Genomic DNA, 16,233 nt, shown 5'->3' with positions numbered 1-16,233 from the left:
CGCTTGTGCCGCGCACCTTCTCCGGCCCGTCACCCCCGGCCGGGGCGACCGCTCAGGCCGGAAGGCTGCGCAGCCAGACGGCGACCCCGTGGTGATGGCTGCAGGTGCCGCGCCGGTGCCGGCTGTAGCTGTACGTCCCGTCGTTGCACTGCGCGGAGGCGCCGGCCGGAGCCTGCGCACCGCCGCCGCTCGTGGAACTGCCGCCGCCACCGGAGGCCGACCCTCCGGAGGAACCGGAACCTCCGGAGGACGCGGAGCCGCCGGAAGAACCTCCGTCGTCCGCACCGGAACCACCGGAACCACCGGAGCCACCAGAAGCCGCGGACCCGCCCGAGGAGGACGAGCCTCCGGAGGTCACGGAGCCGCCGGCGCCGGTCGGCTCCTCCGTGGGCCCGGACGCGCCGTCGCCGCCCGTGTCCCCCGTCGTGTCGGGTTCGTCGCAGCTCTCATCGGTCTTCACGACGGCGAACGTCAGCGTCTCGGCGTCCCGCATGACGGACCCGGCGGCCGGCTCCTGTTCGCAGACCTGCCAGTTCCGGTCCCACACCTGCATACGGTTCCGGGCGGACAGGTCGCGGCTCTTGAGCAGGTAGATGCCCTTGCGCTGCGCGGCATCCTGCGCCGCCTGGAGGTTCCGCCCGGTGTAGTCCGGCACCGTGACGGCCTCGCTCGGCTCCTCGGACGCGTCGGACGCGTCGGGCGACTCGGTGGCGTCGGAGCCGTCGGGGACGGACGCGGCCGCGGATGTGGCGGCCGACGTGGCCGCGGACTCGGCCGCCGAGGTGGTGACCGACTTCGCCTCGTCGTCACCGCCGCTCACCAGGTTGACGCACCCGCCGACGAGCAGCACGAAGACCGCGACGACCGCACAGCCGAGCCGGGCGTTCTTCTTTTCCTCCGGCGACATCGGCCGTTGGGTTCCCGCCATGACAGCCCCCTTCCTTGCGACTGCACACTCCCCTGCGTGCATGGCCCTGCCCGCGGTCGCGAACCGCCGCCCGGCCGGAACCGGAGAGACAAGTGGTGAAGCGTGAAGTGAAGTGAGCATCAAATGCGCCTGTTGTCAGGCGACTTGAGCCCTTTCCGGGGATACGTACCGTTCCCGCACGTTCCTCCCGAGGCGTCCGAGACAGGAAGAGTACCGAGTAGTTGAACTTCGAAAGAGATGAAGTGGAGAACCTGTGACGATGTCGTGACCGACGCGCATGGGGTGAGCCTCGTAAGGGCCAGGCCGGGGCTCGGCGACATCAAGGCGGACGACCGGTCGGCGCGAAAACATTCGTCACCGGTCACCGATCCGGAAGGACGGGCGGATGGCGAACGGCGGTCGGCCGCCACATCCTTCACACCCACCGCGAAGGTACGTACCAGGCCACAGGGGGAGCGCGTGCCGCTGTCGCACGCCGCCCGGGAAGCCACCTCGCATGACTTTTATCGCCGAAGGAATGTGCGCGGCCGCGCGTCTGTGAATAGTCTGCTTTCCCTAGTCGGCACTTCATGAGCGAAGTTGACAGTCCGCTTGCGCAGCACATGTATCCCCACGTACAGGAGATTCCGGTGATTGCCCCTCAAGGCCGAATCGGACTTCCGCCTGCGCACGAGACGACGACGCGATACGGACCGGATCCGGGAGCCCCGGGCACCGCCCCCTGCCCCCGCCGGAACCCCCACGGGCGCCTCGCCCCCGACGCCGGGCCGGTGCGGGCCCGCCCCGCCCTCCCTCGCTGCCGCCCCGACGACCGGCAGCACCGTCGTCCCGCCCGTCGAGGGCGCCGGGCGTCCGGGGCCTGCGGGCCCCCTGGCCGTCCGCCCGGCACGACGTACTCCCCCCTACGCCGGACTCCGCCGCGGCGGACGCCCCACCGGAGGCCTGACACGTGCCTGTTCACGCCCGCCCCGCGCCCGGTGAGGGCCTGCTCCTGCCGCCCGAGAAGACTGTGACGGGGCGGCCGTGAGACGCCAACCGGCATTCGACCGGCATCCGGCACGGGACGACTCCCGGCTGCGCTCCGCGGTGGAGGACGCCGCGATGGGCCGATGGGAGAGCGCGGGCGAACTGCTGACCGCGACCGGCGCCGACTGGGACCGCCGCGTCTTCCGCCTCCAGGTGCTCGCCCGCGCCGGCGCCCGGCTCACCTTCGCGGACACCTGGGCGCAGGCCGAACCCCGTTCCCCCCACGCCCTGGCGCTCCTCGCCACCGTCCGGGCCCTGCGCTCGATGGCCCGCCCCCGGGGGCAGGGCAGCGGCCCCGAGATGGAAGAGGCCTGGGAGACCTGCCACGCCGCCGGCGACGCCCTGCCGGCCGACCCCACGCCCTACGTCGTGATGCTGGCCCTGCTGCGCTACCACTCCCCCGACCGCGACCCGCAGTGGCGGGAGACGGTGTACAGCGTCTGGCGGGAGGCCGAGGCGCGCGACCCGTGGAACAGGGAGGCCCACCACGAGCTCCTGACCTACATGTTCCCCGACTGGCACGGCGTGGCCGGCGAGATGTTCCACTGGGCCCAGGAGCGGTGCGCCCATGTGCCGCGCGGGATGCCGCTGCACACGCTGCCGCTGGTCGCGCTCGCCGAGTCGCACCGCATGCGGATGGAGAAGGAGGGCCACCGGTACGGCCTGACGGTCCATCCGTGGACCGACAACCCGTCGACGCAGCAGGCGTGGGTGAACTGGTGGACGTACCGGGCCCCTTCCCGGCCGCACGCCGCCTTCCACGAGGACGCCAACTACCTCGCCCACGCGATGTCCTTCGCGAACCAGCACCGGGCGGCGGCCGAGGTCTTCGACGCCATCGGCCCGTACGCGACGGATGTGCCGTGGAGCTACTGCGGAGACGCCCAACAGCTTTTCGCCCGCCACCGGAAGTGGGCGGTCAAGGGGTCCGCGCCCTAGCGCCGCCCCGGGACCGCCCGGACCGACGGTGTTCCGCAATCCGACGCGCCACCAAGAGGAGAGGCTCCAGCCATGCCATTGGACATTCCAAGCGTCACGCAGACGGAGGAGGAACGCCTCGCCGAACTCGGCATCACCCAGACGTTGGACCGCTCGATGTCCGGGCGGCAGAACTTCGCGGTCTCCTTCACGATCATCAGCATCCTCTCCGGCTGCCTGACCATGTACGGGTTCGGCATGAACACCGGCGGGCCCGCCCTCATCATGTGGGGCTGGGTGCTCGTCGGCCTGATGACCCTGTTCGTCGGCCTGTCCATGGCCGAGGTCTGCTCCTCCTACCCGACCTCCGCCGGCCTCTACTTCTGGGCGCACAAGCTCGCCCCGCAGAAGTCCGCCCCGGCCTGGGCCTGGTTCACCGGCTGGTTCAACACGCTCGGCCAGGTGGCCGTCACCGCGGGCATCGACTTCGGCGCCGCGTCGTTCCTCAACGCCTACCTGAACCTGCAGTTCGGCTATGCCGCCACGCCCGCCCACACGATCACGCTCTTCGGCGTGATCCTCCTGCTGCACGCCGTCGTGAACACCTTCCGCGTGCGCGTGGTCGGCTTCTTCAACACCGTCTCGGTGTGGTGGCACCTGATCGGCGTCGTGGTGATCGTCGGCGCCCTGCTGCTGATCCCCGACAGGCACCAGTCCCCCGGCTTCGTCTTCACCGAGTTCGTCAACAACACCGGCTGGGGCTCCGCGGTCTACGTCGCGCTCATCGGTCTCCTGATGGCGCAGTACACCTTCACCGGCTATGACGCGTCCGCCCATATGACGGAGGAGACGAAGAACGCCTCGGTCGAGGGGCCGAAGGGAATCGTCCGCTCCATCGTGGTGTCCTGGGCGGCCGGGTTCGTGCTGCTCTTCGGCCTGACCTTCGCCATCCAGTCGTACACCGGCGCCCTGAAGTCGGGCACCGGGGTGCCGCCGGCCCAGATCTTCCTGGACGCGCTCGGCGCGAGCACCGGCAAGCTGATGCTGCTGGTCATCATCGGCGCCCAGCTGTTCTGCGGGATGGCCTCGGTGACCGCCAACTCCCGCATGATCTACGCCTTCTCCCGCGACGGCGCCCTGCCGTTCTCCGCCGTCTGGCACAAGCTCCACCCGGGGACCCGCACCCCGACCAACGCCGTGTGGCTCGCCGCCGGCGCGGCGTTCGTCCTCGGCCTGCCGTACCTGTTCAACACCACCGCGTACGCCGCCGTCACCTCCATCGCGACGATCGGCCTCTACATCGCCTACGTGGTGCCCACCCTGCTGCGGCTGCGCCAGGGGGAGAACTTCCGGCGCGGCCCCTGGCACCTGGGCCGCTGGTCCAAGGCCGTGGGCCTGGTCGCGGTCGGCTGGGTCGTGATCATCACGGTGCTGTTCATGCTGCCCCAGCAGAGCCCGGTGACCCTGGAGACGTTCAACTACGCGCCGATCACCGTGGGCGTCGTCCTGGTCTTCGCGGGCACCTGGTGGTTCGTCTCCGCCCGCAAGTGGTTCCTCAATCCCCAGCACCCGCGCAGCAATCCGGCACCGTCGTCGGTGCCGGGCCCCACGGCGTCCTCTTCGCTGTAGGACCGCTCCGCCTTGTCCCCCGGGAGGCCGGGCCGGATCCGTTCCGGCCCGGCCTCCCGGGTGTCGAGCGCGCCGCGGGTGTCACGGATGCCGCGGGCGACGTGGCGTCGGCTCACCTCTCGGCGAGGAGCCCTTCGCGCAGGGTGGCGCAGGCACGGGTGAGGAGGCGGGAGACGTGCATCTGGGACAGGCCGAGCTCCTTGCCTATCTCGGACTGCGTCATCTCCGCGCCGAAGCGGAGTTCGAGGAGCGTGCGCTGGCGCTCGTCGAGCTGCGCCATCAGCGGCTTGAGCGCCTGCAGGTTCTCCGCCAGGGCGAGCGCGGGGTCCTCGTTGCCGATCAGGTCGGCAATGAGCCCGGTCCGCTGCGTGCCGCCACCGGCTTCGATGGGCCGGTCCAGGGAATCGGCGTCATAGCCGTTGCAGGCGACCAGCCCCTCGACGATCTCGTCCTCCGCAAGCTCCAGATGGGCGGCGTAGTCGGCGACGGACGGCTCGGGGTTGCCGCGTCCCTCCATCTCCTCACGGGCCCGCGCAAGGTCCACGCGCAGTTCCTGGAGCCGACGCGGGACGTGCACGGACCAGGTCGTGTCGCGGAAGAACCGCTTGATCTCCCCGGTGATGTAGGGGATCGAGAAGGTGGTGAACTCGGTCTCCCGCGAGACGTCGAAGCGGTCGATGGCCTTGATCAGACCGATCGTGCCCACCTGTACGACGTCTTCCATCTCCTGCCCCCGGCTGCGGAAGCGGCGCGCGACGTAGCGCACCAGCGACAGGTTCATCTCGATGAGGGTGTTGCGCGCGTACTGGTACTCCGGCGTGCCCTCCTCAAGGGTCGCCAGCCGCTCGAAGAACAGCTTCGACAGGCGACGGGCATCCGTCGGGGCCACCCGCTGGGCCTTGTCCACCAGCGGCAAGGAGGGCTGCGCGGACTCGGGCGCCGCCTCCTCCTCCGTGCGGGTCACAGCTGTGTGGACCTGCCTCGCTGCCGTCGCCATGGTGGCTGCTCCTCTCTGTTCCCCGTCACTGCGTCGCTCCGTCACCTACCCCTGTGTCCCAGCCAAAACATTTTCCATGGGGAAACTATTTTCGCGAGGCAATCGTGGTGGCGGACGGGGCCGCGACGGGCGCGGAACCGGCGGCGGCCGGGCCCGTCGCGGCCGTTGGACTAGCCGGCTGTTGCCGCCCCTCGGCGCAGCGACCGGCCGGGCTCGTACCGTTCGGCACCGGGATAGACATCCCGGTACACAGCGTGGGAAACGGCCTCTATCGTGTCGATCCCGTAGTTCCACCCTTCCTCGGCCGGATGGCCCTCGGGGACCCGGTTGTTCTCGGTGAGCACGACCAGCCCGGAGTCGTAGGCGTTCCCCGTGAGGACGGCCAGGCTGTTCACCTTCCAGTCGCCCCGGTCGAAAGCGTCGACATCGGAGTTCCGGCTGCGCTGCAGCCAGCCGTTCTTCACATGGACCAGCGAGTCGAGCGGAGCGCCGGCCGTGGCTCCCCACCTCTGGGCGGGCCGGACGTGCTGCATGAGGTCCAGCGCATAGGTCCGGGCCCCGCTCCCGAGGACCGAGTCGTCACCGCCCGAGAAGAGGCGCAGCAGCCTGGCCAGGTCGCCCGCCGTGACCTGGGTGAGGCCCCAGGAACCTTCCTTGTCGAGAACGGTGTTGCCCATCCCGGCCCTGTCGAGGAACTCCTGGATCCTGACCGGGTTCGGCTTCTCGGGGTCCCGCAGGTCGGACAGCTCCTTCCAGAGGGCGGTGGCGGAGTCGTTGTCCGATTCAGTGATCATTTTGCGCGCCAGGGCGTCTTCCCTGGCGGTGAGGGTGCCGCCCTTCTGGTACAGCAGGGCTCCGAGGATCACCGCCTTCACCGCACTGGCCGAGTCGTACTGCCGTGCGGCACCCAGCGTGCAACTCGTCCCCGTGGGACGGTCGTAGAAGGACAGCGACGCCATGCTCTTCCGGCCGGCCAGCGCCCGGGATATGTCGTGCGAGAGTTTCTCGGCCAGCGCTCGGTCCGTGGAGGTGCAGCGCACCTCCGGACCGGATGCCGCGGCCCGCTGCCCGGCCGCGGCGGACGGGGTGGCCGCCGCGACCGGCCCTGCGAGCGCTCCGGCGCCTATGGCCGCAGCGGTGACGGTGGAGACCCACCGCATATCTGATCACTGTCCTTTCGGGATGCCCGAAGCATCGAGTGGGGGGAGGGGATACCGCCGTCCGGGCCGGCAAAGGGCGACGGAAAGATCGGCGGAGGGCCGAGGCTACGCGGCGCCGGTGAACGCGACCTTGCCGCCCCGGGCGTCCCTCGCACGCGGGGCAGTTCGCCATGACGGACGTCACGAACGGTCCAGGGGATGCACAAGGCGTCCGGGTCCGGGTAGAGGGAGTGGTGAGACCGTCTCTTAGATCGCCGAGGTGAACTGGAAGGGTCCGCCCGACGGCAGTGAAGGGATGGGCACGCGACCACGTCACTTCGGTGGAGACGGCTGCGGCGGACCCTGCGTGCCCACCACATTGCACAGCCTTTGTCTGGAGCAGCTCATGACCTCACCGCACACTCCCGCGCCCGAACGGCCTCTCCTCCCCCACGAGTTGCCGCCTTCGGCCGGGCAGCAGGTGCCCGGCCGGCCGCGACGCCGTCGGACGCGCCGCATGCTGCCCCTCGCCGCGCTGCTCGCGGCGGGCGCGTTGGCCCTCTCCGCCTGCGGCGACGGCTCCTCGGCCGGCGGGAACGACGACGGGAAGAACGGTGCCGGCGCCGCCGCCGGGGACTCGTCGGACGCCAGGATCAAGGTCTCGTCGAAGGACGGCGCCACCAACGCCAGCATCAACGACACCGGTGTGAAGGTCACCGGTGGCAAGTTGACCGATGTGAAGCTCACCGAGGCCGATTCCGGCAAGGACGTCGCCGGTGCCATATCGCCCGACGGCGCCTCCTGGAAGCCCGGCGTCCAGCTGGAGCGGGGCACCAAGTACAAGATCGTCGCGAACGCCAAGGACTCCAAGGGCCGCTCCGCGACCGAGAACACCACCTTCACCACGGTCTCCTCGGCCAACAGCTTCATCGGCTCCTACACCCCCGACGACGGCAAGACCGTCGGCGTCGGCATGCCGGTGTCCTTCAACTTCGACAAGGCGATCACCAACAAGAAGGACGTCCAGTCCCACATCAAGGTGAGCTCCAGCAGCGGCCAGGAGGTCGTCGGCCACTGGTTCGGCGCCCAGCGCCTCGACTTCCGGCCCGAGGACTACTGGAAGGCCGGCTCCAAGATCACCATGAAGATCGACCTGGACGGCGTGAAGGGCGGCCAGGGCATCACCGGCGTCCAGTCCAAGACGGTCACCTTCACCATCGGCCGCTCCCAGGTCTCCACCGTCGACATGAACACCCAGACCATGACGGTCAAGCGCGACGGCAAGACCTACAAGTCCATCCCGATCTCCGGCGGCAGCCCCGAGCACCCCACCTACAACGGCCGGATGGTCATCTCCGAGAAGCTGGAGAAGACCCGCATGGACGGCTCCACGGTCGGCTTCGACAAGCGGAACTCGTACGACATCAAGGACGTTCCGCACGCCATGCGCCTGTCGTCCTCCGGCACCTTCATCCACGGCAACTACTGGGGCTCCTCGTCCGTGTTCGGCAACTCCGGCACCAGCCACGGCTGCGTCGGCCTGCACGACAACAAGGGCGGCGGCGGCGACACCCCGGGCAAGTGGTTCTTCGACGAATCGCTGGTCGGCGACGTCGTCGTGGTCAAGAACTCCGACGAACGGACCGTCAAACCGGACAACGGCCTCAACGGCTGGAACCTGTCCTGGGCGGACTGGAAGGCGGGCAGCGCGACCTGACCGCCACGGGGCACACACCGACCCATGCCCCCGCACAGGACCAAAGATCGCGCGCCCCGCGTAGGACGGCACCGCGCATGACGGCTCCACACGGCCGTGATCCGGGCCGTACCGGGCCTACGGTGAGGGTTCGCGCAGGCTCACCGCGAGCGCGGCGATGTCGTCGTCCAGGCGTCCTCTGCTGTAGTCGAGGAGGTCGCGGTGGAGAGCCGCGAGCAGCTCGTGGGGCGGCGTCGGGGGCTGTCGGCGCATCCAGGCCGCCAGCGGGAAGAACTCGCCGTCGCGGGCGCGGGCCTCGGCGACCCCGTCGGTGTAGAGAAGCAGCAGGTCGCCGGGCGTGAAGTCGAAGGTGTCGATGGTGTAGTGATCACCGATCAGCTCCGCGAGGTTGAGCAGCGGCGAGGGGGAGGTGGACTCCAGGGCGCGGAGTTTCCCGTGGTTGAGGAGCAGCGGCGGAGGGTGTCCGCAGTTGAGGATCTCGACGCGCCCGCCCTCGTGCGGGATCTCGACGAGCAGCGCGGTGGCGAAGCGCTCCATCGGCCCCTCGGGGGGAAAGGCGGCGTTGTAGCGGGTGCTGCTGGCATCCAGCCGGCGCGCGACGCTGACCAGGTCGGCCTCGCCGTGAGCCGCCTCCCGGAACGAGTTGACGATCGCCGCGGCCGCCCCCACCGCGGGCAGGCCCTTGCCCCGCACATCGCCGATGAGCAGCCTGACCCCGTACCGCGTGTCGACCACCTCGTAGAAGTCTCCGCCGATACGGGCTTCCGCCGCGGCCGCGAGGTACAGCGACTCGATCTCGACGCTCCCGTGGCGGCGCGGCATCGGGCTCAGCACCACCTGCTGCGCCGCGTCGGCGACGAGCCGCACCTGAAAGAGGGTCCGCTCCCGCTGGAGCCGGACGTGGCTTCCGTACGCGGCCGCCACGGTGACCGCGATGATCCCCGCGGCCGTCCACCACGTCCCCAGGCCGGGGAACACGATGCTGAGGCCGATCATGAGGAAGAGGCACACCGTCCCCAGGAGGACGGTGGGGAGCACCGGCCACATGGCGGCGGCGAGGGCCGGCGCCGCGGGCAGCAGGCGACTGAAGGCCATCTCCGGCGGAGTGGCATATGCCAGGCTGGCGATGACGACGGTCAGGATGACCGGCGACAGCCGCACAAGACTCCCCCGGCCGTGGCGACGACGGGGCCGCGGCCGTCCAGGCTCGATCACACTTCACAGAATATCTACGCAAGGGGGACATAGCGCCCTGGCGGCTCATCGAGGGAGGGTGAGCCCGAGGCTGTCGGGATCTACGGCCGCCGGATCCCGGGCGAGCGGGCCGGACCGGGATCCGCCGCCCAGGGGGGGTTCGCCCTCAGGAAGCGCGGTGCCCGAGCGGACGCGGGGGCACCGGCGGGGCGGCGTGCGGGACCGCCAGGCGGGGTGACCTGCAGGGCCTCCTGACGGGAGCGCCAGCGGGGCGGCCTGTGGGGTCACCCCAACAGACGAGACGCCTTGCGGTCACGGCATCACCCGAGCCCCGTACGGCCCCGCCCCCACCCGGACACGACCGCCGACCGCCGATCGCCGGCCACCGATCGCCGATCACCGATCTACTGCGGGCTTCCCCCTGCACCACAACGGCCGACTACCGCTTGCCCTTCTGGGCCGCCACGACCTCGCTGATGGTGCGCTCGGCGCTGGAGCCGCGCTGGACCTTCTCCGCGAGGCCGGGGAACTGACCGGCGATGGCGCTGAGCACCTTCAACTCCACCGGCGCGACATTGACTTCGCACAGGTCGCGCTCGACGGCCCGGACGACCCCCGCCACCACCTGGTCCGGGGAGACCATGCGCACGCCGGTCGGCGGGGTGGCGCCCGTGGCGGCGAACATGCCCGCGTCGCGCACCGCGCCGGGCTGGACCAGTGAGACGCCCACGCCCGTGCCGTGCAGGTCCTGGCGGAGGGTGAGCGCGAAGCCGCGCAGCCCGAACTTGGCCGCGCTGTAGAGCGAGGAGTACTTGGTGGCCGCCTTCCCGGAGATCGAGCCGACCAGGACGATATGCCCCCGGCCCGCCTCCACCATCCGGGGTGCGAGCGCGCGGGCCAGCATGACGGGGGCGCGCAGGTTCACGCTCAGCGCGCGGTCGATCTGCTCGGGCGTGTAGTCGAGGAGGTCGCCGGTCGAGGGCAGCGCGGCGTTCGCGATCACGATGTCCGCGTCGGCGCCGGCCCTGGCCAGGTGATCGACCTGGTCGGGGTCGGCGAGGTCGGCGGTCAACGCCCGGGCGCCGAGCTCGCCGGCGAGCGCCTCCAGGGCGTCGGCCCGGCACCCGGAGAGGATCAGCCCGGCCCCCCTGGCGGCCAGGTCACGGGCGATGGCCTGACCGAGGCCGCCTACGGCTCCGGTCAGGAGAACGGTTGATCCTGCGATGCGCATGGGACGACCCTCTCGAAAACCCCTCGAAAATTGTTCGTTCGAACGAACAGCATGAGGGCGGGGCGATCACGTCAACCAAAGGTCCCGCACACCCGCCGCCCCCGCACGACCAGCGCCGTTCCCTGCCTGACCAGCGCCTTCCACGACACATACGGCTTCCGCCCCGCCCCCGGCGGCCTCCGCACCGCCCCGCCGGCCGCCGCCCCACCGGTGGCACAATGACCGTCATGCCCAAGCCCCCCGGAACCCGGCAGAGCATCATCGACGCCGTGCTGCGCACCATCGCCGAGGACGGCGTCGCCGGGGTCACCAACCGGCGGATCGCCAAGGAGGCCAAGGTCTCCCTCGGCTCGGTCACGTACCACTTCGCGACCCAGCACGAGATGCTGCGGGAGAGCCTGCTGCACTTCGTCGCGGAGGAGACCCGGCGCTTCACCGAGCTCGCCGACCAGTGCGAGACGGACGGGATGGACATCGACCGGGCCTCCGCGACGGTCGGCCAGGTCGCCGGGTGCACCCGGACCGACAGCAGGCACATCGCGCCCTTCGAGCTGTACGTCCAGGCCGGCCGCGACGAGCGGTTGCGCACCGCGGCGGCACAGTGCTTCACCGCCTACGACCAGCTGGCCGCCCGGATCCTCACCGGTCTCGGCGTAGCCGACGCCGAGCGGCCGGCGAGCGCCACCGTCGCGCTGGTCTTCGGTCTGCAACTGCGCAGCCTGGCGACCGGCGCGCCCGCCGAGGACCTCGTCGACGCCCTGCTGTTGCTGGCACGCGGGGCGCAGCACGCCTGACGCTCACCTCGACGCCGGTTCCGGAAAGGCCGGGCGCCCGAGAGCCACCGCCGGACGGACGCCCTCGCCGCGCACGAGCCGCCGATTCCGGTCCCCCCGGACTGCCCCCGCCGGCCGGTGAACGGGGCCCGGCCGACACCCCGCGGCACACTCAGCCGACCGGCCGGCTCAGCCGGACCAGAACCCGTCAGCTCTGCCGCCGCCCTCGTCCCCAAAGGCGCCCGGAACACGGCCACTTCACCATGACCGGGTGCATCATGGACATGGACGCCCGAGGGGACCTACGCAGAAGAGCGGACTGGTACGTGACACGCATTCTGGTCATCGGTGGTGGGATCGCGGGTACGGCGACCGCACTGGCCCTGCACAAAGCGGGACTCGACGTCACCGTGCACGAAGCGCATCCCGACACGGCCGCGGACATCGGGGCGTTCCTGACCCTGGCGAGCAACGGCATGCGCGCACTGGCGCAACTCGACGCCTCGGACGTGGTCACCGCACTCGGCTGGCCGCTGCGCTCGATGCGGGTTCTCGACGGCCAGGGCGCTCAGCTGGCCCATGTGCCACTGGGCGAGGCCGACGACGCGCTGCTCCGCTACCGGTGCCTGCGCCGGGGCGAGTTGAACGCCGCCCTGCAGGCCGAGGCCCTCCGCCGGGGAATCCGGCTCTCGCACGGGGCGCGACTGGCTTCCGTCGAGAACGGCCCTGACGAGGTGACCGCACGTTTCACCGACGGCAGTGCCACGACCGGCGACCTGCTCATCGGCGCGGACGGCCTCGGCTCGACCGTCCGGCGGTCGATCGCGCCCGGTACGGAGCCCGTCCATGCCGGACAGAGCGTCTTCTACGGCTACACGCGCAGCGGTCCGGAGGACGCCCCGGCGGCGGACGGCACGGGGCACATCACCATGGTGCGGGGCAGCACCGCCGCCTTCGGCTACGCGGTCTCGCCGGACGGGGAGACGTACTGGTTCGCCCGTGTCGGCGGCGACGCCGTCCCCGCCGACGACCTCGCGCACCCCGTACCGGCCCGCTGGCGCGAGCGACTCGTCGCGATGCTGAGCGAGGACGCCACCCCCGCCGCGGGCATCGTCGCGGCCTCCAGCGACGACATCATGGCCACCAACGCCACCGAGATCCCGCCCGGCACCCCCTGGCGTTCCGGACGGGCGCTGCTCATCGGTGACGCGGCGCACGCGGCCTCACCGGCGACCGGCCAAGGCGCCTCGATGGCCCTGGAGGACGCCGTCGTCCTCGCCAAGTCCCTGCGGGACGCACCGGACCTGGACAGCGCGCTCTCCCTCTACGAGGCGTGCCGCCGCCCCCGCGTGGAACACAACATCACCGCCAGCGGAGAGATCTCCCGCGGCACCCGCACCCCGCCGCGCACCGCCGGGTCACCGCCCCCGCAGCGTCCCGGCGACGACACGCTGGCCGCCCAGCTGGACTGGAACACCGACCTGCGCACCACCACCGGCAACGCGGACTAACCACGCCGGGTCGGGCCACCGTCCACCACCGTCACGTGCCGCAGGAGGAACCGGCCGAGCACAGATGGACGCCCGGCCGCCGGGCCCGCCGGCAGTGCCACGCCCGTACCCGGCCCGAGCCGCCTACGCCACGGAGACGGCGTACGACACGACGGACCCGGCGGGCGGGGCCGGGCCCCTCATCACACCTCCTCCCGGTCGGCGTCCCGGGTCGTGGCGTCCGTCGCCGACCAACTGCCCAGCAGGCGAAGCGCATGTGCGGACGGGCTGCCGGTTTCGGCGGTGTAGAGGTACAGGGCCTGGTCGGGGTCGTCGGGCAGACAAGGGGTGGGCGGGATCGTGTGCGCGGAAGTAGGCGTCGTGCCGCTGATAGACCGGGAGGGTATGACGGTCCGTCACATCCGACTCTCCTTGGGAATTGCGGCGGCCACGGAAGCCGTTGTTTCGGGAACGGGTGACGAATCGGCGTCCACGTCGTAGGGAAAGAGGAAAATGCCGACGAGAATGAGCGCGCCACCGATCACCTTGGGCAGCGAGAGGTTCTCGCCGAGCCACAGCACGGCGACCACGACGCCGAACAGCGGGATCAGGTTGAGGGCCATGCCGGCCACTCCGACGGCCACCTTCGATATTGCGTAGTTGTATGCGAGATAGCCCAGCGCGAATCCGGTGATCCCGATCGCCATGGCGGCCGCGATGTGCGGCAGTTGCGCGGCGCCGGGAACGGGTTCGGCACCCGTGCTCCAGACCACGGCCATGACGGGAATCGTGCAGAGGAATCCGAATCCGAATTGGTAGGCGGTGAGTTCCAGGGCCGATGCGTCCGCGGCGAGGCGGCTGACGACGATGACCGATGCCGACGCACCCAGGGACCCCAAGAGCACGAGGGCATTGCCGATACCCGCGTCGATGGTGAGATGCGCACCGGCCAGCAGCGCGGCGCCGACGGTGGCCACGACGACGCCCGCCACGCTGCGGCGGTTGACCGCCTCCTTGATGAAGAGGACGCCCATGACCAGCACCATCACGGATTGCAGCCCGTCCAGGAGGGCGGCGTCCGCGGCGCCGGTGCGCCGGAGCCCGAGGTCGAGCGCGCCGTAGGCCACCACCGGTTCCAGCAGTCCGAGAAAGAGGTAGTGACGCAGCGGCACGGTTCTTCGCGGCCGGACGCGCAGCATGGCGATCCAGAGCACGGCCGACGCGGTACCGACCTCGATGAACAGGGTGGTGAATGCGCCGATCCCGTCCACGGCGTATTTTGCGACGGCGGTGGCTACACCCCAGCTACCGGCCGCGGTCATCAGGGCCCCATAAGGCGGCAGGCGATGCAATACAGCTCCAGAAGTAGGCTTGCAGCAGTACAGAAAATTCGGAGAATTCCGTTCACGAGGGTTCCCGGGTACGGAACGAGTCGGAACGGTCGTGCCATGTGCCTTCATCGTGCCTTGTTCCGCACGCGCCACGGCCCGGCACCTGACATGCGTCGTCCTGGTGCCGGGCCGTATAGATGCCCGCGGTCCCGCGTTCAGCCGCGCGTACGAGCGCCGGGAGGTCTGCGCCGGAGGCGAGCACGTGGTGGGCGCCGGCCGGCGAAGCTGGGACGCGGAGGGGCCACCGGCCGCCTCCCCCACCCCGGCGCCCGGTCCGGCGGTGGACCGGTACGGCCCACCTCACCCTCGGCGGCGGTGACCGCTCCCGTCAGGCCATCCAGCCCACCGTCGGGCCGCGCATGCTCAGCGGATCCCCAGCTCCGCCAGTACCCGCCGCTGCGCCGCCGCCGGCTTCGCCGGGAAATAGAGGTAGCAGACCCCACCCGAACCGCCGACGACCTTGCCGTCGGCGTTCTTGCGCTTGGTCCTCAGCCAAATGGTTTCAAATTGCCGCCTCTTGTAGACCCGCCGGACCGCCGCGTTGTCCGGGGAGGCCGGGTCGTTGGCGATGATGTCGCCGGTCTTGGTGAAGCCGATGACGGTCATCAGGTGGCCGGCGGTGCCGTAGCCGGCGCCGTCGAGTTCGGTCTTCAGGAAGGACTGGGACGTGATGACGGGGATGCCCGCGTGGACGAGGCGTTCGATGTCGGTGAGGGAGGACAGGCGGGTGACGAGGCCCTGCAGGTCCCGGTAGGTGGCGGCGTAGGCGGCGTTGAAGGGCCAGTTGCCGCAGCCCTCGTACTGGTAGTCGAAGGTGCAGCGGGCGGCGTGGCAGACCTGGGGGTCGGTGTAGGCGGGGTTGACCCAGGACAGCTGCTGCTGGGTGGGCCTGCGGCCCCAGTACTCGACGATCATCTGGGAGGAGGTGGGGCTGCACCACGCCTCGCCGCCGTTGTCGTACTCCGGGTACTGGCCCTTGTGGATCTCCTGCGAGTAGCGCGGGACGGTCAGCTCGCGGCCGACGAGGCCGGGGGCGGACGCCGGTACCTCGAAGCGGTCGGGGATGTCCGAGCCCATGGCGCCCAGCCGCCAGACGGTGGGGGTGAGGGTGCCGCCGGGCTTGCGGTAGAGGGTGACGCGGAGTTCGTAGGAGGTCAGGCGGAGGCCGGTCGCCGGGATGTCGATGGCGAAGGTGTCGGTCGAGATGCTGCTCTTGCCGTCCTTCTGGTCGTCGACGGAGGTGCGCCGGATGTCGGCGTCGCTGTCGCCGGAGGTCCAGCGGCCCATGACGTACCAGGGGGTGCGGCTGCCGTCGGTGTAGGTGCCGCGCAGTTCGACGGCGATCCAGGTGCCGGGCGGGGTGTGCGCGTTCCAGGAGGCGATGACCTCGGTGGCCGGGACCCGGAGGCGGTGGGCCGGGGAGGTCCAGGTCGCGTACTCCCAGGAGGCGGTCCTGCCCGTGTGCGGATCCTTGTACGCGAAGGTGCCGGCCGGGCGGACGAGGCGGATGCCGGGCCGGGGGCCGGGCGCGAGGGCGGTGCCCCGGGCGTGGCCCGTGGTCCAGTCGGCGGCGGTGGTCCAGGCGCGATAGTCCACGAGGCTCTTCGATCGGCGCCCGAAAGCGTCGGGGGTGCGGGCGGCGGCCGGGGCGGTGGTACCCGCGGCGGGTCTGCGGGAGGCGTCGGCGGCCTGCGCCGAGGGGGTGGCGGCACCCGCCGCGGCGGCGAGCGCGGCGGCCAGGACGGTGCGCCGGGGCGCGGAGCTGGTCATGGTGGTGGTCCCCCAGTCGGATGCGTACGA

Annotated in this window: 12 protein-coding genes; 5 read left to right on the top strand and 7 right to left on the bottom strand. The window is 70.9% G+C overall.

Annotated features, from left to right (window positions below; all coding sequences use genetic code 11):
- Positions 1-52: 52 nt before the first annotated feature.
- The gene (locus K7396_RS30190) at positions 53-928 is read right to left on the bottom strand and encodes a DUF3761 domain-containing protein (protein ID WP_223660242.1); all 876 of its coding nucleotides are present in this window, start codon (positions 926-928) and stop codon (positions 53-55) included.
- 1,023 nt (positions 929-1,951) lie between these two features.
- Between K7396_RS30190 and K7396_RS30185 the strand changes: the two genes are divergently transcribed.
- Both K7396_RS30185 and K7396_RS30180 read left to right on the top strand, forming a co-directional pair.
- Positions 1,952-2,893 carry a hypothetical protein gene (locus tag K7396_RS30185; protein WP_223660241.1) on the top strand — a complete coding sequence of 314 codons (942 nt, stop codon included), beginning with the start codon at positions 1,952-1,954 and terminating at the stop codon, positions 2,891-2,893.
- Positions 2,894-2,965: 72 nt separating this feature from the next.
- Positions 2,966-4,501 carry an amino acid permease gene (locus K7396_RS30180; protein WP_086721841.1) on the top strand — a complete coding sequence of 512 codons (1,536 nt, stop codon included), beginning with the start codon at positions 2,966-2,968 and terminating at the stop codon, positions 4,499-4,501.
- A 112-nt stretch (positions 4,502-4,613) separates the two neighbouring features.
- Here the strand turns inward: K7396_RS30180 and K7396_RS30175 are convergent, their stop codons facing one another.
- Both K7396_RS30175 and K7396_RS30170 read right to left on the bottom strand, forming a co-directional pair.
- Positions 4,614-5,498: a SigB/SigF/SigG family RNA polymerase sigma factor gene (locus K7396_RS30175; RefSeq protein ID WP_086721842.1), complete on the bottom strand. Its 885-nt coding sequence runs from the start codon at positions 5,496-5,498 to the stop codon at positions 4,614-4,616.
- 170 nt (positions 5,499-5,668) lie between these two features.
- A complete protein-coding gene (locus tag K7396_RS30170) occupies positions 5,669-6,658 on the bottom strand; it encodes a class A beta-lactamase-related serine hydrolase (RefSeq protein WP_223660240.1) in 990 nt (329 codons plus the stop codon).
- A gap of 496 nt (positions 6,659-7,154) precedes the next feature.
- Between K7396_RS30170 and K7396_RS30165 the strand changes: the two genes are divergently transcribed.
- Positions 7,155-8,354 carry a L,D-transpeptidase gene (locus tag K7396_RS30165; RefSeq protein WP_223660239.1) on the top strand — a complete coding sequence of 400 codons (1,200 nt, stop codon included), beginning with the start codon at positions 7,155-7,157 and terminating at the stop codon, positions 8,352-8,354.
- 117 nt (positions 8,355-8,471) lie between these two features.
- Here the strand turns inward: K7396_RS30165 and K7396_RS30160 are convergent, their stop codons facing one another.
- Entirely contained in the window at positions 8,472-9,515 is a 1,044-nt protein-coding gene (locus K7396_RS30160; protein ID WP_086718310.1) for a PP2C family protein-serine/threonine phosphatase, read from the bottom strand.
- 472 nt (positions 9,516-9,987) lie between these two features.
- On the bottom strand, positions 9,988-10,779 hold the full coding sequence (locus K7396_RS30155) for an SDR family NAD(P)-dependent oxidoreductase (RefSeq protein ID WP_086718309.1): 792 nt from the start codon (positions 10,777-10,779) through the stop codon (positions 9,988-9,990).
- A 227-nt stretch (positions 10,780-11,006) separates the two neighbouring features.
- Between K7396_RS30155 and K7396_RS30150 the strand changes: the two genes are divergently transcribed.
- Entirely contained in the window at positions 11,007-11,573 is a 567-nt protein-coding gene (locus tag K7396_RS30150; RefSeq protein WP_086718312.1) for a TetR/AcrR family transcriptional regulator, read from the top strand.
- 305 nt (positions 11,574-11,878) lie between these two features.
- Positions 11,879-13,063, top strand: coding sequence for an FAD-dependent oxidoreductase (locus tag K7396_RS30145; protein WP_086718308.1), 1,185 nt, complete (start codon positions 11,879-11,881; stop codon positions 13,061-13,063).
- Between the two features lie 395 nt (positions 13,064-13,458).
- Here the strand turns inward: K7396_RS30145 and K7396_RS30135 are convergent, their stop codons facing one another.
- Together K7396_RS30135 and K7396_RS30130 are read right to left on the bottom strand one after the other, a co-directional pair.
- A complete protein-coding gene (locus K7396_RS30135) occupies positions 13,459-14,364 on the bottom strand; it encodes a DMT family transporter (protein ID WP_158101129.1) in 906 nt (301 codons plus the stop codon).
- Between the two features lie 432 nt (positions 14,365-14,796).
- Positions 14,797-16,203, bottom strand: coding sequence for a peptidase C39 family protein (locus K7396_RS30130; protein ID WP_086718311.1), 1,407 nt, complete (start codon positions 16,201-16,203; stop codon positions 14,797-14,799).
- Between the last annotated feature and the right edge of the window lie 30 nt (positions 16,204-16,233).

The sequence above is a fragment of the Streptomyces angustmyceticus genome (assembly GCF_019933235.1).
Classification (GTDB): Bacteria; Actinomycetota; Actinomycetes; order Streptomycetales; family Streptomycetaceae; genus Streptomyces; species Streptomyces angustmyceticus.
The sequence above is the reverse complement of the archived record's forward strand: the minus strand, read 5'-3'. Positions and strand labels throughout refer to the sequence as shown.